Annotated in this window: 15 protein-coding genes; 9 read left to right on the forward strand and 6 right to left on the reverse strand. The window is 35.1% G+C overall.

The features are described 5' to 3' along the window. The first annotated feature begins 2,246 nt into the window (after positions 1–2,246). From treS to F6K06_RS20760, 4 genes are all read left to right on the forward strand, one after another. Positions 2,247–5,579: a maltose alpha-D-glucosyltransferase gene (gene treS / locus F6K06_RS20745; RefSeq protein ID WP_287241412.1), complete on the forward strand. Its 3,333-nt coding sequence runs from the start codon at positions 2,247–2,249 to the stop codon at positions 5,577–5,579. A gap of 1,070 nt (positions 5,580–6,649) precedes the next feature. Next, on the forward strand, positions 6,650–7,381 hold the full coding sequence (locus F6K06_RS20750; RefSeq protein ID WP_287241414.1) for a Stp1/IreP family PP2C-type Ser/Thr phosphatase: 732 nt from the start codon (positions 6,650–6,652) through the stop codon (positions 7,379–7,381). 181 nt (positions 7,382–7,562) lie between these two features. Next, on the forward strand, positions 7,563–8,708 hold the full coding sequence (locus tag F6K06_RS20755) for an anhydro-N-acetylmuramic acid kinase (protein WP_287241416.1): 1,146 nt from the start codon (positions 7,563–7,565) through the stop codon (positions 8,706–8,708). A gap of 757 nt (positions 8,709–9,465) precedes the next feature. Then, positions 9,466–9,969 carry a DinB family protein gene (locus tag F6K06_RS20760; protein ID WP_287241418.1) on the forward strand — a complete coding sequence of 168 codons (504 nt, stop codon included), beginning with the start codon at positions 9,466–9,468 and terminating at the stop codon, positions 9,967–9,969. A 363-nt stretch (positions 9,970–10,332) separates the two neighbouring features. On the opposite strand, the gene F6K06_RS20765 is transcribed toward F6K06_RS20760, so the two are convergent. The 3 genes from F6K06_RS20765 to F6K06_RS20775 form a co-directional block, all read right to left on the reverse strand. Further along, on the reverse strand, positions 10,333–11,130 hold the full coding sequence (locus tag F6K06_RS20765; protein WP_287241420.1) for a DNA adenine methylase: 798 nt from the start codon (positions 11,128–11,130) through the stop codon (positions 10,333–10,335). Positions 11,131–11,610: 480 nt separating this feature from the next. After that, complete coding sequence (locus tag F6K06_RS20770) at positions 11,611–13,017, reverse strand: reverse transcriptase N-terminal domain-containing protein (RefSeq protein ID WP_124146170.1); 1,407 nt, start codon at positions 13,015–13,017, stop codon at positions 11,611–11,613. A 1,324-nt stretch (positions 13,018–14,341) separates the two neighbouring features. Further along, positions 14,342–15,472, reverse strand: coding sequence for a Ycf66 family protein (locus F6K06_RS20775; protein ID WP_287241422.1), 1,131 nt, complete (start codon positions 15,470–15,472; stop codon positions 14,342–14,344). Between the two features lie 811 nt (positions 15,473–16,283). On the opposite strand from F6K06_RS20775, the gene F6K06_RS20780 reads away from it, so the two are divergent. Then, on the forward strand, positions 16,284–16,487 hold the full coding sequence (locus F6K06_RS20780; RefSeq protein ID WP_124146171.1) for a hypothetical protein: 204 nt from the start codon (positions 16,284–16,286) through the stop codon (positions 16,485–16,487). A 92-nt stretch (positions 16,488–16,579) separates the two neighbouring features. Then, the gene (locus F6K06_RS20785) at positions 16,580–16,879 is read left to right on the forward strand and encodes a DUF6464 family protein (protein WP_124146172.1); all 300 of its coding nucleotides are present in this window, start codon (positions 16,580–16,582) and stop codon (positions 16,877–16,879) included. A gap of 194 nt (positions 16,880–17,073) precedes the next feature. Here F6K06_RS20785 and F6K06_RS20790 read toward each other — a convergent pair whose 3' ends face one another. From F6K06_RS20790 to F6K06_RS20800, 3 genes are all read right to left on the reverse strand, one after another. Further along, positions 17,074–17,637, reverse strand: coding sequence for an NUDIX hydrolase (locus tag F6K06_RS20790; RefSeq protein WP_124146173.1), 564 nt, complete (start codon positions 17,635–17,637; stop codon positions 17,074–17,076). A gap of 372 nt (positions 17,638–18,009) precedes the next feature. After that, positions 18,010–18,519, reverse strand: coding sequence for a hypothetical protein (locus F6K06_RS20795; protein WP_287241425.1), 510 nt, complete (start codon positions 18,517–18,519; stop codon positions 18,010–18,012). A 480-nt stretch (positions 18,520–18,999) separates the two neighbouring features. Beyond that, the gene (locus F6K06_RS20800; RefSeq protein ID WP_124154118.1) at positions 19,000–20,499 is read right to left on the reverse strand and encodes a site-2 protease family protein; all 1,500 of its coding nucleotides are present in this window, start codon (positions 20,497–20,499) and stop codon (positions 19,000–19,002) included. Positions 20,500–20,541: 42 nt separating this feature from the next. Between F6K06_RS20800 and F6K06_RS20805 the strand changes: the two genes are divergently transcribed. The 3 genes from F6K06_RS20805 (at position 20,542) to F6K06_RS20815 (ending at position 23,081) form a co-directional block, all read left to right on the forward strand. Continuing rightward, on the forward strand, positions 20,542–21,210 hold the full coding sequence (locus F6K06_RS20805; RefSeq protein ID WP_287241428.1) for an MBL fold metallo-hydrolase: 669 nt from the start codon (positions 20,542–20,544) through the stop codon (positions 21,208–21,210). A 782-nt stretch (positions 21,211–21,992) separates the two neighbouring features. Further along, positions 21,993–22,457, forward strand: a complete 465-nt coding sequence (locus F6K06_RS20810) for a hypothetical protein (protein WP_287241430.1) — start codon at positions 21,993–21,995, stop codon at positions 22,455–22,457. Positions 22,458–22,523: 66 nt separating this feature from the next. Beyond that, positions 22,524–23,081, forward strand: coding sequence for a glutathione S-transferase family protein (locus tag F6K06_RS20815; protein ID WP_287241432.1), 558 nt, complete (start codon positions 22,524–22,526; stop codon positions 23,079–23,081). The last annotated feature ends 916 nt before the right edge of the window (positions 23,082–23,997 follow it).

The raw sequence follows: 23,997 nt of genomic DNA on the forward strand, positions 1-23,997 counted from the left end.
AATTATTAGTAAATCAAGAATCGAAAAATTAATTATTAAATCTGACTGTTGCGACATACGCAATAGTAGAACATCAAACCTAGAAAGTCAGGAAACTGACAGTTGATTTTCACATCCCAGAAAATATTTGACTGTCTCTCTAACCGGAAATTTCCTCTAGTCACAGAAAAATTATTAGTAAATCAAGAATCGAAAAATTAATTATTAAATCTGACTGTTGCGACATACGCAATAGTAGAACATCTAACCTAGAGAGCAAGGAAATTGAGAGTTGATTTCTACATCCCAGAAAATATTTGACTCTATTTCTCCCTACCCGGAATTTCTTCTAGTCACAGAAAAATTATTAGTAAATCAAGAATCGAAAAATTAATTATTAAATCTGACTGTTGCGACATACGCAATAGTAGAACATCTAACCTAGAGAGCAAGGAAATTGAGAGTTGATTTCTACATCCCAGAAAATATTTGACTCTATTTCTCCCTACCCGGAATTTCTTCTAGTCACAGAAAAATTGTTGGTAAATCAAGAATCGAAAAATTAATTGTAAAATCTCACTGTTGCTACATACGCAATAGTAGAACATCAAACCTAGAGAGCAAGGTAACTCAGAGTTGATTTCTACATCTAAGAAAATATCTAACTCTGTCTCTCTACCCAGAATTTTTCGACTCACAGAAAATTTATTAGTTATTAGTCCGGAAGTTTTAGTATACTTTCCGTATTAATGAGTATTAATGATAGTATTGCGACTTTAAATCATGAAAAACTTGATATGTCTGTAACAAATACGAGTCAACAAAATCACATAATAAATGGGTGTACCTTTATGAGAAGTACACCCTCAAATGCTAATTACGAACTTACTTTAGCAAAAGATTGGTCTATTATTTCAATAAGCTTTCCCTCCTTACCTCAAACTTCACTGGTACATCACATATCTCTATTTCAATTGATGTAGTTGATGAAGTTAGTAAACACACAGTTACAGACGTAATCAAAGGCAATACTAGCTTTGCTAGAATCCAACCTTTGTTGTTGTGATTCGTATTTTTCATTGATTTTTTCCTGTTAATAACCAAGCTAGGTTGCAGTAAAATAATGTTTTCCGCCAAAAAACATTTATGGCAACTGAGCTTTTATTTTGCCGTTGCCGTTTTACTTTATTACTAATATCTATCTAATGTATTTGTTTATTTCCGGACTAGAAAATAAAATAGACAGCAAGGCAACTGAGAGCTGATTTCTATATCTAAGAAAATATTTGACTATCTCTCTACTCGGAATTTCCTCTAGTCACAGAAAAATTGCTAGTAAATCAAGAATCGAAAAATTAATTGTAAAATTTCACTGTTGCGACATACGCAATAGTAGAACATCAAACCTAGAGAGTAAGGAAACTCAGACTTTATTTCCACTGACAGAAAATATTTGACTATCTCTCTACCGGGAATTTCTTCTAGTCACAGAAAAATTGCTAGTAAATCAAGAATCGAAAAATTAATTGTAAAATTTCACTGTTGCGACATACGCAATAGTAGAACATCAAACCTAGAGAGTAAGGAAACTCAGACTTTATTTCCACTGACAGAAAATATTTGACTATCTCTCTACCGGGAATTTCTTCTAGTCACAAAAAAATTGTTAGTAAATCAAGAATCGAAAAATTAATTGTTAAATTTCACTATTGCGACATACGCAACAGTAGAGCATCAAACCTAAAAAGTCAGGAAACTGACAGTTGATTTCCACACCCCAGAAAATATTTGACTGTCTCTCTACCTAGAATTTCCTCTAGTCACAAACAAATTATTAGTAAATCAAGAATCGAAAAATTAATTGTTAAATTTCACTATTGCGACATACGCAACAGTAGAACATCAAACCTAGAAAGCAAGGAAACTGAGAAAGGTGAAATAATACCAAATAGAAATTTGATTTTATTTCAAAAATTCTTGCAGTTTTACTTTAATCAGTAATACCCAGATTGTTGTTTCTGTCAGGATAGTAAAAGAAAATAATCTGAAAAATCTTTGACAGAATTTGAGCGTATCTCTCTACCTAAAATTTCCTCCACTCACAGAAAATTAATTGTCAAATCTGACTATTGCTCTATACACAATAATTAGAAAATACACCCATCTCCCTATCACCCCATCTCCCTATCACCCCACCTCCCCATCTCCCCATCTCCCTTTCAGCTATAATTACCAGGAATCCTCAACAAAAGAAAAAGCCTTACCCCATGCTAAAAAACGACCCACTTTGGTTCAAAGACGCCATAATTTATGAAGTACCAGTTCGAGCTTTCGCTGATAGTAACGGTGACGGTATTGGAGACCTTCAGGGACTTACAGAAAAATTAGACTATTTGCAAGACCTGGGAGTAACAGCAATTTGGACTCTACCATTTTTTCCCTCTCCCCTCAGAGACGATGGTTATGACATTGCTGACTATAGAAGTATTAACCCCATCTACGGCAACATAGAAGACTTTCAACAACTTCTAGATGCTGCCCATGACAGAGGAATTCGGGTCATTATCGAACTTGTAGTCAACCATACTTCTGACAAACACCCTTGGTTTCAAAGAGCACGTCGCGCTCCCAAAGGTAGTGTAGAAAGAGACTTTTATGTTTGGAGTGATAGTGCTGATAAATTCCCAGAAGTCCGCATTATTTTCCAAGACTTTGAAAATTCTAACTGGGCATGGGACTCTGTAGCTCAAGCTTACTATTGGCATCGCTTTTTTTATCATCAACCAGACCTCAACTACGAAAACCCTGCGGTACAAGATGCTGTTTTAGAGTTGGCAGACTTTTGGTTGAGCATGGGAGTTGATGGAATGCGCCTTGATGCAGTTCCCTATCTTTGTGTTGAAGAAGGTACTAACTGCGAAAACCTGCCAGAAACCCATACCTTTCTCAAAAAATTACGGGGGCACATAGATGCCAAATATCCTAATCGAATGTTATTAGCAGAGGCTAATCAATGGCCTGAAGATGCCGCTAAATATTATGGGGCGGGAGATGAATGTCACATGAACTTCCATTTCCCTTTGATGCCTCGTTTATTTATGGCTTTGCGGATGGAGGATAATTTTCCGATCTCTGATATTCTCAAACAAACTCCTTCTATTCCTAATAACTGTCAGTGGGCTTTGTTTTTGCGTAACCATGATGAGTTGACTCTGGAAATGGTCAGCGATGAAGACCGAGATTATATGTATAAGGCTTATGCTCAAGACCCACAGGCCAGAATAAATTTGGGTATTCGTCGCCGTTTATCCCCTCTATTGGGAAATGACCGTCGGCAAATAGAATTGCTTAATAGTTTATTGTTGTCTTTACCTGGGACTCCCGTTTTGTATTACGGGGATGAAATAGGTATGGGAGATAATATTTATTTGGGCGATCGTAATGGTGTGCGGACTCCGATGCAATGGACTGCTGATCGCAATGCTGGTTTTAGTCGTACAAATCCACAAAAGTTATATGCTCCTGTTATTGTTGACCCTGAATACCATTACGAAACAATTAATGTAGAGGCTCAACAGGCTAATTCTAATTCTTTGTGGTGGTGGATGAAGCGTTTGATTTCTACCAGGGAACGTTTTCAAGCTTTTGGACGGGGTTCCTTTGAGTTGTTGCATCCGGAAAATAGGAAGGTTTTGGCTTTTACTCGTACTTATGCTGGTCAGCATATTTTAGTAGTAGCTAATCTCTCTCGTTTCGTGCAAGTAGTAGAGTTAGATTTATCAGCTTTTAATGGTATGGTTCCTGTGGAAATTTTTGGTAGAACTAAGTTTCCAGCTATTGAAGAGCATCCATACTTTTTTAGTTTAAGTCCTTATGCTTTTTACTGGTTTACTTTACAACCACAACAAACTTATATTGAGACTCCAAAACCTCTAAGTAAACTTCCTGTTTTGACCGTAGCAGGTAATTGGAAAGATATATTTTCTCAGGCAGAAATCAAGAGTAGATTAGAGTCAACTTTACCTAATTATTTGAGCAGCTTCCCTTGGTTTGGAGGTAAAAATAAGGTTATTCAATCTACAGAAATTACAGAGGTAATTCCTATTGATTATCAACAAAAAGAAACTGCTTTAATATTTTTAGATTTTAATTATACAGAGGGGTCGCCAGAAACATATTTGATTGGTTTGAGCTATTTAATTCCCACAGAAATAACTCCTCAAATTCCTCGGGAACAGATTGTTGCAGAGTTGCAAATGCAGCAGCAAGAAAAGCCTGGAATTTTGTTTGATGTGTTGGGAGATAGAGATTTTTTAAATATGCCTTTTGATGCCATCGCCCAAAACCAAAAATATCACGGAAATAAAGGTGTTATTCGAGGAAAATCTAACGATGTATTAGCAGAGATGATGCAGACAAATACAGGGAATATTAATCCTCAGATTTCCTCAGAAAAACATGATAAAACTCTGATTAATTTCGGTACAGGATTAATGCTTAAGTTATTACGAAAACTAGAAATTGGTATTAATCCAGATTTAGAAGTTGGCAACTTCTTGACAAATAAATCTAGGTCTCAAAACTCAGAAATTTCAGGAAATATTTCTCAAATAGCAGGATATCTGGAATATCACCAACAGGGAACTAATTTAATAACCATTGGTATATTAGAACAATTTATTCCTGAAGCAATGGATTGTTGGTCTTATACTTCTGATATTTTGAGGGATTATTTTGATAGAATAATGGTGGAACAAACCTCTGTAAATGAGTTAGAAATTCCTCAGATTACTGTTAATAATGCTTTAAATATTGAAATCACTGAAGAAGTCTCCGACCTGATTGGTTCTTATATAAGTTTCGCTGAAAATTTAGGCAAAGTTACAGGAAATATTCATCATGCCTTAGCTTCTGATTTAGAGAATCCAAATTTTGCTCCCGAACAGTTTACACCTTTTTATCAAAGGTCGGTTTATCAGTATATGAGAAACCAGACAGGAAGAATTTTATTAAAGCTGAAAAAACACCTATCAGGATTTTCACAAGATAAACAACAATTAGCGAAAAATGTAATTAATCGTCAGGACCAAATTATGACACATTTAGGTTCTGTCGTAGAACGAAAAATTACTGCGATGCGTACTCGTTGCCATGGAGATTATCATTTAGAAAACGTTTTATTTACAGGTAAAGATTTTGTAGTTGTTAATTTTGAAGGGGAAGGTGTTCGACCTTTAAATGAACGTCGCATGAAGCGTTCCTTACTTCGAGATATAGCAATAATGTTAGAGTCATTTTATTATGCAGCTAACGTTGCTCTCCAGGAAGAAATTAAAAATGGAATGATTCGTCCTGAAAATTTGCTTGCCATGGAACAATGGTCTACATTTTGGTATAGCTGGGTGAGCATATCTTTTTTAAAAGCTTACCTCAACAATACAATGTCAAGTTCATTCTTGCCAAAAACTGAAGAGGAAATACAGGTACTTTTAGATGTTTATCTCTTAGAAAAAGTTGTTTATGAACTTGATTATGAACTGAATTATCGTCCTGAATGGGTGGAAATTCCTTTGGCACGAATTCAACAGTTAATTCCATGATTGATCGAGAAAGAATTCAGGAGTCAGTCCTCAGAAGTCAGAAGTTGTTTTTATAACGGGGATCTGAGCAAGTCTCCAAAAAGATTTCGCCAATCAAAGCGGGGTTGCGCGACCCAATTATTTTGATAAATAAATGGGTTTAATATCCCCACTAAGTTTGATGATTTGCTGGTACTCAATTAGTTGCGGGTCTGAATACCACTAATTGATTCAGACTCCTTCTTCAAGTCAAAAAAACTTTTATTATACCAATTCTCATGCATTAATGCTATACTAAGGTGACGCTTCATTTATTAAATAGGGTTTGCTGAATAAAGTCTTTTTGCTGGGGTAGGAGACAACCCACCCCTAACTCCTCCCAGGAGGGGAAGACATCTATACTGGAGACAGGAGAAATGGGTCGGGAGCGAGGAAGTAGGAGTAAGAATTGTCAGAATGATTTTTCTGCCCAACTTTGAACCTAAAATACGCCCCATGCATGAGCGTTTTAGACGTGATACCAGGTACTTTTTTCGACCCCAAAAAGGCTAAATTCTTTATATTTCAATGCTTTTAGATTTAATCAGCAAGCCCTAAATAATTAATACAGACAAAGTCCCTTTTTGCTAATTAACAACTCCGTTAATGTTAATTATTCTTATGTTTATTTCTCCCTGTACGGACGTTGCATGCAACATCCCTACCTACTCCCTTACTCAAGAAAATGTAGAAAAATTTTTGAGAAATGGTATTATTTAGAGCCAATTTAGGAATAATAGCTGTGAGTTGATTTTCCAACAAATTTATTAATACTCAATCACAAATTTTGCTAAATTATATCCTTAATAAATGGTTTATTTGACTTGCCATTTATTAGGGATTCATACAACTATTATTTTGCATAAGATGTTTGCATTAACACGATTAGATAAAACTTATCAATAAAATAATTTTATGGCAAGATATATACTGTATTAATTAGCAACATTGTAGTGCTAAAATAAAAGTAAAGTATATAAAAATTGGGATATTAAATATATTAGGTGGATAATAAACATCAAAATGGGACAAAAAGCCTTCAACTAAACTCTATGAAATTGAATTTCGCAGGCACTACTGATAAAGGTTGTATTCGCTCAGTTAATCAAGATTCTTATTACATAGACCCTGAAGGACGATTTTTTATTGTTGCTGATGGTATGGGAGGACATGCAGGTGGCCAAGAAGCTAGTAGAATTGCTGCGGAAGTAATTAAAAATTATCTTGTTAGCCATTGGCAGGATGTTATAGAATCATCAAAATTGTTAGAAGATGCTTTTCTCAAAGCCAATGAAGCCATTTTATACGACCAACTAGAAAACCCAGAACGTTCAGATATGGGCACCACCGCAGTAGTTGTTATCTTCCGAGAACAAGAACATTGGTGTGCAAATGTAGGTGACTCTCGCTTCTATCGACTTCGAGACCAAAACTTAGAACAAATTACAGAAGACCAAACTTGGGTAGCTCAAGCAGTGAGACAGAATGCTTTAACTCCCGAACAAGCTAGAGTACATCCTTGGCGTCATTTACTATCTCAATGTTTAGGTAGGAAAGATATGGGTAAAGTAGACACCTTATCTATTGATATTCAAACAGGCGATCGCCTATTACTCTGTAGTGATGGATTAACAGAAGATTTATCTGACACAGTAATTACCCCCATGTTAAGTTCTAGTGATGATTGTGAAACTATTGCTAAAGAACTTGTAGATGCAGCTAAAGATGCAGGAGGTCGGGATAATATCACAGCAGTAATTGTCATTGTTGGTAATGAAAAATGACTTAAACATTCTGGTTAATAGCGTTCCCTTTTAACCCACAAAATATAGCATAAAAATCTAAATCAAAAGTCAAAAGTCAAAAGTAAAAATTAAGAAAAAAATTATAGTGGTCAAGAAAATATTCCAGATTTCAAGTCTCCTTATTGCAAGAGGTACTTATAACTAATAACTGATAACTGAAATGACCAAAATTATTGGTTTGATTAGTGGCACTTCCGTCGATGGTATAGATGCTGCTTTAGTTGATGTTGCTGGTGGTCAAACAAATTTAAAAGTTGAACTCCTAGCAGCAACTACTTATCCCTACTCAGAAAAATTACGCTCGCAAATTCTTAGTGTTTGTAGCGGTTCTTCTCTGTCAATAGCTGAATTGGCAGAACTTGATGATGCTATTGCCCAAGAATTTGCCCAAGCAGCATTTACAATTAATCAAAAAAGCGATCAAAAAGCAGAAATTATTGGCTCTCACGGTCAAACTGTTTATCACCGTCCACCATCTCAACAATTAGGTTATAGCCTTCAGTTAGGACGTGGTGAAGTAATTGCTAACATCACAGGTATTCCCACTATTAGTAATTTTCGAGCTGCTGATATTGCTGCAGGAGGTCAAGGTGCACCCTTAGTTCCTTGTGTAGATATTCATTTACTGAGCCACCCTGAATATAATCGCTGCATTCAAAATTTAGGTGGAATAGGAAATGTCGCTTATATTAAAAGTCAAAAATCACCATACCTCAAAAATAGTATTTTAGGTTGGGATACAGGTCCGAGTAATACACTATTAGATTTAGCAGTACAACACCTTTCTCAAGGTAGGAAAACCTACGATAAAAATGGAGAATGGGCAGCCAGTGGAATACCATGTCAAGACTTAGTAGAAAAATGGTTAAAACAAGACTTTTTCCAACAAAAACCACCAAAATCTACAGGTAGAGAATTATTTGGCAAAGACTATTTATTTAACTGTCTTGCTGATGGAGAAAATTATAATTTAAGTGCTGCTGATATACTAGCAACTCTCACAGAATTAACAGCAGCTTCTATTAATCATAGCTATCGAAATTTTTTGCCAAATTTACCAGACCAAATATTATTATGTGGTGGTGGTAGTCATAATTTATATTTAAAAGAACGGATACAGAATTTATTAGTACCAATTCCAGTAATTACCACTGCTGAAGTAGGTGTAGATGTAGACTTTAAAGAAGCGATCGCCTTTGCAGTTTTAGCTTATTGGCGTTCTTTAGAAATTCCCAGTAATTTGCCAGAAGTTACCGGAGCTAAAGCCAAAGTAATGTTAGGAGAAATTCATCAACCAATTATTTAATTAGGAGTCAGGGAGTCAGGGAGTGGCTCACACGGATTATGGCACGGATATACGGATTAGGTCAGGGAGTAGGGGAGATTAGAGGGTGCATCTCATCGCAAGCAAAAATACTTTTTTCCTATATATTCCCTATTCCCTATTCCCTGTTGCCTAAAAGGGATAAATTTTTGGTTTTATTCATACATTGAGATGCACCCAGATTGGATATTGAAGTAATTATAGAATTATCCACGTATACTATTAGGACTTACGCAGATACGCTATATATAGCGCTCAAAACTATTGTCCAACAGTTACTTTACTCTATAAATAGTGCCTTTCCGTAAGTCCTGACTATATAACCGGATTTTAGATTACGCAGTAATATTATGTCTGGATAATTAGTGATAAAAAAACTTTCCCCTTTAGCGATAGCCAATACCATTTGCCCCTACAGATGGTGGTTTAAAAGTCAATTTGCATAAGTCCTGAATAAAAAATAAAATCAATTATCCCACTGTTATTCATCAATTATTTCCCCCTACTTTGTACGGACGTTGCATACAACCTCCCTACTACGTTCTTACCGAATAATTAATAATTAATAATTAATAATTAAATAATCCTGGTTTAAAGCCTCCCCTTTTAAGGGAAAAAAAGTGCTAGGATATTTCCTTATATTCAATTCCGTAACTGTTTTAACCAGAGGTAATTATCAATTATCAATTATCCATTATCCATTATCAATTAATTACTCCCTCTTTTCTAGAAATGTCTAATGAAAACAACCGATTATTTTCAAAGATTATCTCAATATAATCAATGGATGAACGAAAAAATTTACCAAGTTTGTGCATCCATACCCGATGAAATACGCCGGGAAGATAAGAGAGCATTTTTTAATTCAATTCACGGCACACTCAACCATATTTTGTTAGCAGATAAATTGTGGTTAAGTCGTTGTGAAAATTATAATTTTGAAATTGAATCTTTAAGACAAGAATTAATTTATGAATTCGATTTATTATGGGAAGAACGTCAAAAAACAGACAAAGAAATTCAGAGTTATATTGATTCGTTAACAGATGAAAAATTGTCTGAAACTTTGACTTTTACAAGTAGGTCTCAGAAACGAGAATGTACATTTCCAGTTTGGTTCTTACTCTTACATTTTTTCAATCATCAAACTCATCATCGCGGTCAACTTACTACTTTAATTAGTCAATGTGGCAAAGATTTCGGAGTAACAGATTTATTGTGGTTACCAGAAGCTGAATTATAACGAAGTCAGAAGTCAGAAGTCAGAAGTCAGAAGTTGTTTTTGTAACGGAGATTTAAGCAAGTCTCCAAAAACATTTTGCCTTAAAAGGCGGAGTTTTAGACCCAATTATTTTGATAAAAAAATTTATTTTGGTAATAAATAAGAAACATAGCTTCCCTATGATTTACTTCCTCTTTTTGTAACCCTACAATTTATTCCGCAAATATGCCAAGCTAGATTTAGTATTAATTTATATCTAACCTAATTAATATTATGTGCCCTTTCCAGGGGAGCTACGCTATTAGTAGAACAGTTATAATTAGGCTATTATTAGGGCTAAAGCCCAACTAGAAAAAGCTCCCCCGGAGGGGTACACCCTCGACTCTAAACTGAAAAATTTAAAACTATAATTTCATTAACTTTACCTCTTTTCAAACCTTTAGAATTGATATTTCGTGCTGCCTTAACTATGTGAATTTTATCATGATAATCTTGATATAAATCCATAATAAAACCAGTCTGAGAATTACTCAACATAACTCGACAACCTCTCTCTGTTAAATTATCAACAACTTCCTTCAATCTTTCCTGTTCATTCCGGTTAAAACCATTAGCATCATATCCAGTAAAAGATGCTGTATCAGAAACTGGGTCATAAGGTGGATCGAAATAGATAAAATCACCTTTTTTTGCCTTCTTAACAGCCTCTGCAAAATCCATATTTAATAGTTTTACTTGAGGTTTGTTTAAATATTTACTAACAGCTTTTAAAACATCTTCATCTAATATTTTAGGTTTTTTGTATTTGCCAAAAGGAACATTGAATTGACCTTGAGAATTCACTCTAAATAAACCGTTGTAACAAGTTTTATTCAAATAGATAATTCTGGCAGCCCTTTCTACTGCTGACAAACTTTTATATTTAGACATACGGTCTAAATTTCTTACTTCATAATAATAATCTGGACTATTTTTTTCTTGATGTTTTTTTAACTCCACAATTAAATCATCCAAAGAATCTTTCACCACCTGGTAACAGTTAATTAATTCCGGATTTTTATCATTAATAACTGCCCTAGTTGGTTGTAACTCAAATAAAAGCGCTCCACCTCCAATAAAAGGTTCATAATAGGTATGCTTTTTTAGGGATTTTTCATCAAAATATTTGATTAATTCAGGCAACAATTGTCTTTGTTAGAGTCGAGTAGGATATCGCTATCCCAAACTCTCCTTCAGAACCGAACATGAAAGTTCCCCTTCATTCGGCTCCTCCTAGCTAGTTTGACTTGCGATCGCGACTACCATCTTGAAAAATTTTCTGATGATGGCAGTAATTGTGCAGGAATTTTTTGTTAGCCATATTGTTTTTACCCTCTAAATATTAGAGAGTTATATGGTCTATTTCCAGGTTGTCTTCACTGGTAAAATACTAGGGAATTATAGGGAATTATATGGTTTATTTCCAGGTTGTCTTCACTGGTAATTATGTAGAATCCGGTTATATAATACCTATGTTTATAATTCTATAATTACTCTCCCACTCCCTGTAGGGACGTTGCATGCAACGTCCCTACCCACTCCCTGACCTATCCGTATATCCGTGCCATAATCAGTGTGAGCAACTCCCCCACTCCCTGACCTATCCGTATATCCGTGCCATAATCAGTGTGAGCAACTCTCCTTATGGTTTCGCAATACTTTCCCGTCTGGTGTGATAAACTTCCATCCTTGTCCCTTATCAACTCCCCAATATTTGTTTACAGTATGCTTTTTACCCTGCATGGAGGCACGATAGTATCCCCATCTGAGAAGTTGATGGAATAAGATATTATCCATCTTTGCGAAGACTCTTGAACTTACCACAGAGTCATAATAATTGCTCCACTCCCTTATTTTAGGTGTTAGCACTTCTATTAATTTCTCTTGCGCTGCATTGCGATACAGTCGAATTGTATGTTTTAGGACTCTGGTATGGCGTTTGATAGCTTCCTTTGTAGGTTTTATGAGAGTTTTAAACCCTAGTTTGTTACCATTTCCATCCGTTGCACTGTTTATATCTTTGACTGGATATTGCCTAACATTAAACCCTAGATAGTCAAATCCTGTCTGAACTTTTCCATCTCCTAGAGTGTGAGCAATTCTTGTTGTTGAGTCTTTGAGTTTTAGACCAATATTTTCCAAGTAGTCATTGATAATTTCCAGGCATTCCTCTATCACCTTTTTGCTTTCGTGCAAGATAACAAAATTACCCGCATATCTATGGAATAGAGGTGGATTGAAATTGATATCAGGTTGTATCCCATAGGTGGTATTTTTCTCAGAAAATACCTCTTGTAATGCTTCCTGCATTCCATGTAAAGCTATGTTAGCTAATAACGGAGAAATTACACCACCTTTTGCAGTACCATTTTCGGCTTTGTAGAAGACATCCTTTTCAATAACCCCTGCTTTAAGCCATGCCTTAATTTGACGACGCATAGCTGGATAAGTATTGAGTTTATCCAATAATCTTCCATGGTTTATTTGGTCGAAGCACTGCTCTATTTCAGCACCTAGAACATAGTAACTTGTTTTTTTGATGTCACTATAGATAGCTGTGATCGCATCTTTAGCACTTTTTCCCGGTCTGAAACCATAAGAGTTAGCTTCAAACCTTGCTTCCCATTCTGGTTCTAGAGCTATTTTAGCTAATACCTGTTTAGACCAATCTTCCATGGTGGGTATTCCGAATGGTATTTTCTCCTGTTTGTTTCGCTGAGGAATTTCAATCCTGCGGACAGGTTGAGCTTTGCCATCCAGTTGAATTTTTTGGGCTATTTGAGCTATTCCATCAATTCCTGGAGTATTTTGTCGGGTAATATTGGACTGTGTTACTTTCCTGACTGCGAGTAGTTTAGCTGATTTAGACTTTACCAGTAATTTCTGTAGTTTCCTGACAGTTTTGGTATCACCATTTAGCGACGCTTTGTAGATTCTTTTCTGAAGGCGAAATACTGCTCTATTAACCGATTTCCAGTTAATATCACTCCATTTCATTTCCACCGTAGTTGTTTCACTCGTATTGGTCATTTTGCCTCTTACTTAGTTTCTACTCTCTAGACTTAGGGATGTCCGTCTGCATATCCTGGAAATTACTCCAGACATTAGCTTTTGACATCATCCTTCCCCAATAAAGTTTATAGCTTGGCTGCCTACTCAATGAGAACTTTATTCGGGTTACTTCGTTCCGTAGAGGTTTTGTCTGGTCGGGTTGGGTTCTGACTATACGCCGAGGAATGCTCTTATCGGTAAGAGAAGGATGTTAATCAGAAAGAGGAAATTCTCTGATTCTCATTCCTATAGCAGGGAACAGGGAACAGGGAACAGGGAACAGGGAACAGGGAACAGGGAACAGTAGGAAAAAAATTTCCCTGTCTAAAGATCATTATCAAAATCATAAGGGTCGCGCAACCCCGCCTTGATTGGCGCAATATTTTTGGAGAGTTGCTCAAATCCCCGTTACAAAAATAACTTTTGACTTCTGAGTTCTGAGTTCTGAGTTCTGACTTCGTTAACAGTCTATGTCCGCACCCCATCTGTCTATTGCTATATTTGGATAGAGACTTGACCTATCGTATCTCCATCTTGGACTAACGACGCTTCCAATCATCAGTTCACAAATGTTAACCCTTTCGACCTCCCTCGCAGGGATTTAACCTAGATAGTTTAGTTATTACCTGCTTTTTATCCCGCTTCACTAATTCGAGCGCCACTCTCCTTAATGGGGATAATGGATTCAATCGAACATCTCGATGCTAGGACTTAAACCTAGAAACTCTCTACAGTTGTAGTTGATCTAAAAAAATCAACCCAGGTCATCCCCCGCTCCTAAAAGCAGTTTCGACCTAACGAATCGCACTACCTCCTGCCCATTTTAAAAAAGGTCTAGCTACTGAATTTTTGCTCACTCAAAAACCTCTATAAATCTAAGAAAGAAAATTATATAGCAGGGAACAGGGAACAGGGAACAGGGAACAGTTGGAAAAACATTTTCTAGTCTAAGATTCGTCATTATCAGGACTTACGCAAATTAACTTTTAAAGTACCATTTGTAGGGGCGAATGGTATTGGCTAACGCCAAGCTCCGAATGGCGCCCTTGCTATATGTAGAGTCTCTGCGCAAGTCCTACAAATTAAATGTTTGTAGTGCGGACATCTTGCCCGCGATGGGTGTATCTCACACTTAGTGGAATCTGCTGTATCAAAAGCTTAAAACTCAGACAATGCCAGATTTTTCCTTATTCCTTCTGCTATACAATCAAAAAACAGGGAATTGGTCTGCTATTTTCCCTGCCAATTCCCTCAATATTTTGTATTTGTTATTACTGAGTTCTTAGTCTGCAAAATTGTAACTTTACGGATCTACTGACTTGTCTGTACTATCCTTTGATAAATCTGATTCTAAATTCTTATTTTCAGATTTTTCCTCAGAAGAAATGGAAGTACCTTTTACTTCCAATTTTTCACTATCTTGAGTAGTTATTTCGTCTGATGACACCGAACTATCTTGAGTTTCAATACTTTGTGTATTAGTCTCTAAAATAGCTTTTTCGGAATCCGTAGATGTATAATTTATATCTGAAGATATAGTTGATTCTTCCTCAACTTCTTCCAAAGTAGTCTCTTTTTGTACATCAGATACAACAGGTGCTTCTTTATCTACTAAAAGTTCTGGATCAGATGAATTTTCTTTTCCATCACTAACTAAACTATTAACCTCAGAAGTAACTTCTTCACTAGAGACTAATTCTTCTGTCTCAACTTGATTTTCTTTGGATACTAAGTCAGAATTTGTATCTGTATTTTTACTATCTTTACCTTGAATTGCATTTTTAATATTACTCAATAGACCACTAACAGGTGTCAATAACTGAGAAAAACCACCACCTTTTTTAGATGAACTTTTCTGTGAATTCTGGGGTGTTTCTGAAACATCTTTCGTCGTATCTGTTATGACATTTTGTTCTGCCATATTTGTAACTGCATCTACCTCAGAATCTTTTGTTATATTGCTTGAATCTAAATTCGTTTCAGATGATACTAATTCAGATTCAGTTTCCGCAGGTTTAACTTCATTTTCTTCCTCTTGAATAGAGGTAGCTATTTCCGTAATATCTGATTTTGAGATAGTGTCTACTTCTTCTGTAGATGGTGCTTGAGGAACAGTAGTTGATTGTTCTTGAGTTTTATCTTTAGTACCTTTCTGAGTAGATATTTTTGTTTGCTCTACTACTGGAGTAACTTGGCGACGCAATGTCAGGGTTTGCCAACCAAAATAACCCAATAAAGCTACACTTGCCATTTGACCCAATAACACTGCACCTGTAATTCTACCTGCACAGAACCATAATACTAAGCCATAGAAAAGACCTAAACCACTCCAGATAAAATCATTTTTTCGATGGACTTCTGGAAAGAAAAAGGCCACCAGATATAAGGCTAAACTACCAAGACCAACAGTTAAGGCCAGTATTTTTGTCAGCATAAGTTGATGTACTCCCACTATATGTTTGGTATATGGGCTAATTTTATCGTTCAATAACTCCTGCTATAGCAGAAGGAAGAAGAAAGAAGGAAGAAGGAAGAAGGAAGAAGGAATTTGGTTATCTATAGCGCTACGCAAATATGTTAGGACATTCATCTATTTCCTATTCCTATCTTGGTCAGCATTCCCTTGGGTATGTCGCACCTCGGGGAGTCGCACCGTTGTTCCCTTACAACTAAAATTTATTGTCAAGCGCCAAAAGACGTAGTGCTATAGGACAGACAGGATTTACGCAAAATATTACATTATACGCCATTTGTAGGGGTTGACAGCGGTTAACCCCTACTATATTTGGTGGTTATACGTAACTCCTAACATAAGGAAGAAGTAGAGAAGACTTTATTCATCTAGGAAACAAGGAAAAATCTGGCGTTATCTGAGTTTTAAGCTTTTGATATCTTCTAACCTTGTGCTTAGACTGCTATAACTTCTACATTTTTAACTTCAACCGCTCGGAGTGGACTAAATAGGGATATGTCGCCAGAGTCTTCCCAGCTTACATCTGAATTATTTGAACTAATTGATCTTGATTTATTAATTAATTAAACAGTGATTAAACTCACGATTTTACCTACTTTCAAGTCACAGACAATTAGTAAGTTTGTTTTGTAATATTTACCTAAATAACATGGGAGCATGAAAGCCATCTTCTTTTAAGCGATGGATGAAAGGTGACTCGTCGGATTTTAATCCACGGTAGCCTTAAGACTAATTGTTCTATATTTTAAGTAAAATTAAATTTAGGTGTGAGATGTGGGAAAAATTTTGGTTAGCAGTTGCTGTTACTTTATCTTTACATATATTTGCTGGGATAGATTTATCTGATATTAAATTGCCCTTTACTTCTCTATCTCCTGTGGTTAAAGCAGACAGTGAGATACCCGATACATTATTTGTGGAAAAAAATTTTCCATCTTCAAATCTAACAAATATCAAGATTTTGATTAACCGATAATCTAAATTTATTGCTGCAAAAAATAAATAATTTTCATTGATATTATTTGCAGCAGTAGAGTAATTCTGAAGTTGCAATAAATTAGAATAAATGTGTTTAAAATTTTACTAATTTTTTTGATAGGTATGACTCCTTGGATAGTTTCTTTGTGGATACTGCACAAGTTTAAAGCACGAACTAGAGAAAGACTTATGTCTATTAGATTGGCAGTAAACTATACAGGAATACCAACTATATCTAGTCAACCAGAACAACAATATATTGAAGGATTAGGATATATTATAGGAGACCTAAGTTGTAAGTTCAATGCTAGGTCTCCCCTCATCCGTTGTGCTGTTAACCCTTTCGGTCCATGTAAGGATTGTTCTGATTATAAGTCCATAGATACCTAATATTAATAATTTAATACCAAATTCATTTCTAAATTCCATAGAATAATATCTCGATTGGGGTTGACTGTAGATTGAGATAGACAAGTTAATAAATTTCTTCAAGAAGGGAGAAGGAAGAAGGAAGAAGCAAAAAATAATTGTGTGCCACCTCAAATAAAATTTTTATCAGACCTAACACCTAATTATGTGCCACCTCAAATAAAATTCGACTTGTGCAAATATTCCAATCCTAAAAATATTGCTGCTACAGTTCCAGAAACACTTATTTCTCCTATCAATACTCTTTTAATAACTTCATCGACAGGTATTAGCACTACTTCAATTTCTTCTGTAATATCAAGTTTTTGTTGCTGAGATTGGATAACATTTTCTGCTATAAATAAGTGAATATAATTTGTATCTTTAACCGGATTATCATATAAAGTTGTTAATTTAATTAATTTCTCAGCAACATATCCAGTTTCTTCAGTAAGTTCTCTACTAGCAGCTACTTCAGGAATTTCTGCTTGAGGATTAAAAGCACCTGCAGGTAGCTCTAATAAAACTTCTTTGACTCCATGTCTATATTGACGGACAAATACAATTTCTTGTCGAACAGTTACAGGAAAAACAAGAGCAATATCTGGTCTAACATTAACAAAAAAATCATCTATAATTTTGCCATTCGGTAATTCAACTTCATCCTGTCTTACCTGACACCATTTATTATTAATTACTAACCTAGATTGTAAAAGCTTCCATTTTTTTAAATTAGTCATAAATCAATAGATATGAGTAACCATTTAATCAATTCAACTAGACCCAGAAAGGGTGCAGTGGACATGGCAAGAACCCACATTCCGCACCACAAAATGTAACATCAAAATATAAGTCAAAAGTCAAAAGTAAGAAATAAGAAGTAAGAAATAAGAAATAAGAAGAAAATTATAGTGGTCAATAGGAGTCAAGGATTCAGTAAGTATTTATGCTGGCATATTTAACTGAGAATTTGACTCCCGATCGAGGTAAATGAAGATAATTTATATAGTATAAATACTTAAGCAAGCTACGGATTTTATACTAATTTTCATGTGACAAATTGAAGTGCCGAATGTGGGCAAGAATATCAAAATTCTGATTACATCCGATTTTTAGAGATTATCTGGCAGTAACTCTTTAAATAAATTATTTAACTCTTGAGGATGAATCGGAGAAAGTATAGCATCATCTAAAATAACAGCAGCTCCAAAATGTCGATTGTGTAAAATTTCCCAGTCAATAATAGTTAAATGATTGCGTCTCATAAAGGGCAGTTTTCTATGCCAATGTATCTTCATTTCTAATACTGACCCCCCACCTTCTCTCTCTGCTAACGAAATTGGTTCTGTTTTGTCAAACTCTCCGTGGGGATGAATAATTAATATAGCTAATTTCCCAATTTCATTCCTTTTACTGTTGAGATTTTTCTGTAAATCTAAAGCTAATTTATCGGCTGATTTTTGACTTTGCCCTACGGTAATTTGCAAATCATTTTGTGCAGACAAGCTAAATCCTGAGAGAATATTTTCTGCATTAGCTACAGGTAGATTAAAGTTAGGTATTGCAACTGATAATAAAATCAAAACTATAGCCAAGATGAGAGAATTTACCTTGTTAATCATTGGTTTGAAGACAAAATAACGCATAAATAAATAAAAGCTGAAAATTGAAATAAGTCTAGAAACTTATAGCATTTTAAAATAAGATGTCAAACAACTGTTGGTGATTTTCTGACATTAAAAAGTCCTGGAAACCTTTTTACCGAAAAATTGTTGTCTAAAGCTTCCCCTTTTAAGGGGATCAAAAAAAAGATAATTCCGTATTTCAAGTCTCCTTATTGCAGAGGTACTGATAACTGATAACTGAAATGACACCGATGTTTTTCTTTTCTTTTATCTATCAATTTCTGCTGTATGTTTTTCTCGTTCCAACTTAAATACATTATCTTCCAGATTAAGTGGAATTAGTTCTCTAAATCAATCATTTAACTCTTATACCAATTTTATGTGAGAGTAGGTGTTAGGTCTTAGGTGTTATACCAATTTTATTTTAGGTGGCACACAATTATTTTTTCCTTCTTCCTTCTTCCTTCTTACTTCTTCTTAAAAATTTAACCACTGTATTACCATTTTTGGTGCAGGCAATAAAATCATTACCAATAAACCTAGCATTAATAATCCTAAAAAGTCGCGTTTGTCATCTAATTCACTAACATCATTCAAAGCAGGTTCATCAGCAAGAGGCATTAAAAATAAAAAGATTGCTAGAAATAAAAATTCCTGATTTATAAAAGCTAATAGTAATAACAAAAACCGAGAAATTTGACCAATAACCATACCAGTTCGTTGCCCAAACATTGCGTGTACTATATGACCGCCATCAAGTTGTCCAATAGGCATTAAATTATATGCAGTTACTACTAAACCTACATAACCTGCTACTGCTATAGGATGTAAATCTATGCCTTTGTTATAAGTTAATTCTGTACCTAATGCTAATTTACTTAATACAGCTAATAAAAAAGAAAAAGTGGGATTTAAAGAGTCTATCGATAATATTCCTGATTCCTCAGATAAAGGAACTATATTAGAGTGGGACAAACCCCAAATTAATAGTGGGATTGTAACTACTAACCCGGCAATTGGACCTGCTATACTAACGTCAAATAAAGATTTACGATTAGGTACAGGACTCTGCATCCGAATAAATGCTCCAAAAGTCCCTAAGAAAAACGGTACTGGAATGAAATATGGTAGAGTAGTACGAATTTTGTATAAATGAGCTGTTATGTAGTGGCCAAACTCATGTAATCCTAGAATCAGGATTAGAGCAACTCCATAAGGTAAACCCTGGATTAATAAATTAGGGTTAGATTGTATGGCATCTTCAGAAATACCAACTATTTCTCTAGCTCCTACTAAAGTAGTGGTGAATAAAGTTATGAGCAATAATCCTAAAGCCAAGAGTACAGGTTTTTGAGACTCCTGAGGAATCTGAGTTTCGTCATTTTTGCCACGGGGGTTAGGAACTAGAGCAAAAAAAGGTTTACCTTGAAAGCTATTTTGAAATACTACTAGGAAGCGATCGCCAAATTTTCCTTCTATATTTTCTGTTACTGTTTGATACGCTTTTTCAGGGTTTGAGCGTAACTGACCTCGACAAATAACTGCTTGAGGTCTAAATTCAAGATTCCTGAGATAGTAAACTGTCCAAGGAAAACAATTTCTCAGACTAGCTTCTTCTGTTTTATCTATTGTTAGTTTGGGTGGAGTTTGATTGAGAGTTTGAGTAGGAACTATTTTTGGTTTAGTCTGGGAATTACTATTATCTTTTGTTGATCGATCTGATTCTGATTGATTGGGTTGCTGTTGTCCCCATTGCACTAATAACCAGTATAAGTAAGGACAGAAGATAAAGGGAATGATAATTAATCCTGGTGGTAGTTGCTTTTCACCATAAATTAACATCCAAGTTGTCCATATTAAAGCTGGTGTCATCATTACTAGCCATAATATCCAGATTGGAGTGCGGGTAATTTTACTTACGCTGCGTTGTAACATGAAGTATGTCATCAACCCTAATAAAATCAATAAAAAGAGCATAATAGTTTGAGTTCAGTTTATTTTTAATCTAAGAATACTGCTTTGACACAACAGCCTTTTGTCTCTAAATCTCCCCAGTTTGTCCTAGAAAATATTTTTGCTTTTTCGCCAAATCGGGATACTTTAGGAGGAACATCTTATTTTATTGTAGATAATCAGACCAACATTCTCATTGATTGTCCTGCCAATATTGAAAATAATCAAAAGTTTCTCTCTCAACATGGAGGAGTAAAGTGGTTGTATATTACTCATCGTAGTGCTATTGGCAAGGCACAAGAGATTCAAAAAGCTTTTAACTGTGAGGTTCTGATTCAAGAACAGGAAGCGTATTTATTGCCCAACCTTAAGGTAACAACCTTTGAGCAAGAATTTAGTTTAAGTCAGAATATTACTGTTTTCTGGACGCCTGGTCATTCTCCTGGTTCGTCTTGTTTATACTACTCGGAAAATGGTGGGGTCTTATTTACAGGCCGTCATTTATTGCCTAATAGTCAAGGGCAACCTGTGCCATTGCATATTGCTAAGACTTTTCATTGGCCTAGACAACTTCAGAGTGTTAAATTTTTGATTGACAGATTTTCACAACAGACTCTACAGTACATTTGTCCTGGTGCTAATACTGGTGCTTTGAGGGGTAAGCGAGTAATTGAGTCAGCTTATGATAAGTTGACATCTTTGGATTTAGAAGTTTTTTCTGAGGTTAAACCATAACTTTTAATCGGTTGCTCGGATCTGTTCTATTACCGAATAATTAAGGTTTAAAGCTTCTCCTTTAAAGTAGCAGTCAGCACTCAGCTATCAGCAGTCAGCTTTTCAAGGTGTATAATGGGGGATTCAAACCCCCATAAAAGGTGCACCACTAATTTTTTCAAATAAGCGTGGGGGACTTAAACCCTCGAATTTTTAGCGCTCCAGCTAAATGCTATTTGCGGAGCATTCCGTAAGGAAAAGCTGATAGCTAGTTAAAGGGGAAAAAAGCCGTCGTTAGCGTAGCTTCCCGCAGGGTGGGATGGCTAGGTCTCCTCGACATATCCAACCGACCAAGAGAAGAAAAAATTTTCACGCTCCGCGTCAATCTTCTTCTTTTCAAGCAGAGGTAATTGTTAATTATTAATTGTTTAACAGTTGCTCGTCATTAGGTAGGAAAAAAGCTTGATCTAGCAACCTTTTAGCAATTAGCAATTCCAAAAATTTGTAAATATATAGCACTACGTCTTTTGATTAGGAAAGTAAATTTGGGTTTTAAGGGAACAGGGAACAGGGAACGGAGGAATGTCAAGAGGGTATTTGTGTATAGCTATACCAATTTGTCTCCCTGTAGTATCTAAATATATTTTTAGTAGTAAAATAGCCCATAATAACTTACATAAGCTTATTTTTACACAAAATTTTGGTTTGCTCAATTTTAGTATCAGATTTTTTTGAGGAGTTAGTTACCTGAGTTGGTAAAATTAAGACTTATGTATCTAAAGAATTAAAAATTAGAATAGCTTATGGCAACTGTTTCTGCTTATCCTAATGCCCCAGATTTATCTACTGATGACTATTTGGTTATTGGCTTGGCAACCTGCTTTATCAAGGAAGATGGTGAAATTTCTCAAGTAAAAGTTGTTGAACCAATACCCTCAGCAGCTCTCGAAGCTATTGTTAAAGGAATTCCTACTTCATATCAAATGGCTTGTGGGACAACTTTGGGTGCAGTTTTATCTGGGGACACACCTCTACTACCTCAAGATTTTCCTCCGGAAGCTCAATTCTCTGATAATTTTGCCTCAAGAGCGATCGCTACTACTCGTACATATAAAATTCACCCAGAAGTTAAATCTTTAGTTCCTCTGGGCACTCGTCGTGATGATTTGAATTATTCTTTGGAGCGTAAACGGATACTAAATGCTGAAAATATTGTTAGTTCAGAAGACAATGTGAAGCAACATGAATATACTCACAAAGTTCTTTAATATTTCTGTTGATTTACTTAGGGAAAATTGTAGAAGTTACAGTTCTGAAAAATTAGGTATATAGCCGTGCTAAAACTTTATGGTAGCGCTCGTAGTCGAGCATCAATTGTTCTCTGGTATCTTGAAGAAATAGAGGCTGATTATGAATTTATTAATCTCGATATGCAGTCAGAAGAGCATCTCAAATCAGATTTTTTAGAGATTAATCCGATGGGAAAAGTTCCTGCTATTGTTGATAGAGAATTTAAACTTTGGGAGTCAGGAGCTATTCTGTTATATATTGCAGAAAAATATGGCAAAATGCCTGATTCTTTAGAACAGAAAGCTGAAATTTTTCAGTGGGTATTGTTTGCTAATTCTACTCTCGGAACGGGAATTTTTGTAGAGGCAAGTCGTGAAAAGGAAACTCCTCGTTTATTAACTCCATTGAATAAAATTTTTGAGATTCAACCTTATTTAATGGGTGAAGAATTCAATGTAGCAGATGTAGCTTTAGGTTCAATTTTAGCCTATATTCCCATGATGTTAAAGTTGGATTTAAGTTCTTATCCTCATGTTTTGACTTATATCAAACGTATATCTGAAAGACCTGCTTTCCAAAAGACAATTGCTAATCCTTCTTAGATTTATCTAAGTTTTTTTACTAACGATAATCAAATAATTTTCAAGTAAGAAGTATAGCAGAAGTAAGAAGGAATAAGAAATAAGGAATAAGGAATAAGGAATAAGAAGGAACCGAAGTTGGAAAATATTACCGAAAAATTGTGGTTTAAAGCCTCCCCTTTTAAGGGTATAAAAAGAAAAAAAATCCTTTTGACCAATCCTCTTATTTATAATAACAGGTAATTCTTAATTCTCAATTCTTAATTCTCAATTCTTGAAGTTGTCTGAGTTTATAGCTATCAATATGTCCTAACCTTTCCTTTGACTGCTATAAGTAGAAATAAAGACATATAACAATTAGGAATCAGATGTGATAATTTTATTGCTTTGGTATTTCCCATTCCCTGTTCCCTGTTCCCTATTCCCTAAAAATCTACAATAATCTCACAACTCAAATAAGAGCGCTATAAATCAAGAAAAATAATCAGTGTTGCATATTAAATTGATAATTAGTAATAGCTAATTTTCAAGAAGCAATTAATTATTCCCTAAAAGTCGTTTTATCCTCCTACAATGCAACACCGATTTAGCTTATATTCCCATGATGCTAAAGTTGAATTTAAGTTCTTATCCTCATGTTTTGACTTATATTAAACGTATATCTGAAAGACCTGCTTTCCAAAAGACAATTGGTAATCGATCTTAGATTTATCTAAGTTTTTTTACTAACGATAATTAAATAATTTTCAAGCAAGAAGTATAGCAGAAGGAAGAAGGAATAAGGAAAGACTGAAGTTGGAAAAATCTTACGTTATCTGAGTTTTAAGCTGTGGATATGTATTAACCTTTCCTTCGACTGCTATAGACAGAAAAAAGACATATAGCAATCAAGAATCAGATGTGATAATTTTATGGCTTCGGTATTTCCCATTCTCTA

This window comes from Okeania sp. SIO1H4, assembly GCF_010672695.1.
Lineage (GTDB): Bacteria > Cyanobacteriota > Cyanobacteriia > Cyanobacteriales > Microcoleaceae > Okeania > Okeania hirsuta.

What these genes read in the sequence shown, in the direction of transcription:
- treS (WP_287241412.1), top strand. Translation starts at nt 2,247, where the DNA reads ATGCTAAAAAACGACCCACTTTGGTTCAAAGACGCCATAATTTATGAA.
- F6K06_RS20775 (WP_287241422.1), bottom strand. Translation starts at nt 15,472, where the DNA reads ATGCTGACAAAAATACTGGCCTTAACTGTTGGTCTTGGTAGTTTAGCC.
- F6K06_RS20795 (WP_287241425.1), bottom strand. Translation starts at nt 18,519, where the DNA reads ATGATTAACAAGGTAAATTCTCTCATCTTGGCTATAGTTTTGATTTTA.
- F6K06_RS20770 (WP_124146170.1), bottom strand. Translation starts at nt 13,017, where the DNA reads ATGACCAATACGAGTGAAACAACTACGGTGGAAATGAAATGGAGTGAT.
- F6K06_RS20755 (WP_287241416.1), top strand. Translation starts at nt 7,563, where the DNA reads ATGACCAAAATTATTGGTTTGATTAGTGGCACTTCCGTCGATGGTATA.
- F6K06_RS20780 (WP_124146171.1), top strand. Translation starts at nt 16,284, where the DNA reads ATGTGGGAAAAATTTTGGTTAGCAGTTGCTGTTACTTTATCTTTACAT.
- F6K06_RS20800 (WP_124154118.1), bottom strand. Translation starts at nt 20,499, where the DNA reads ATGCTCTTTTTATTGATTTTATTAGGGTTGATGACATACTTCATGTTA.
- F6K06_RS20810 (WP_287241430.1), top strand. Translation starts at nt 21,993, where the DNA reads ATGGCAACTGTTTCTGCTTATCCTAATGCCCCAGATTTATCTACTGAT.
- F6K06_RS20790 (WP_124146173.1), bottom strand. Translation starts at nt 17,637, where the DNA reads ATGACTAATTTAAAAAAATGGAAGCTTTTACAATCTAGGTTAGTAATT.
- F6K06_RS20760 (WP_287241418.1), top strand. Translation starts at nt 9,466, where the DNA reads ATGAAAACAACCGATTATTTTCAAAGATTATCTCAATATAATCAATGG.
- F6K06_RS20750 (WP_287241414.1), top strand. Translation starts at nt 6,650, where the DNA reads ATGAAATTGAATTTCGCAGGCACTACTGATAAAGGTTGTATTCGCTCA.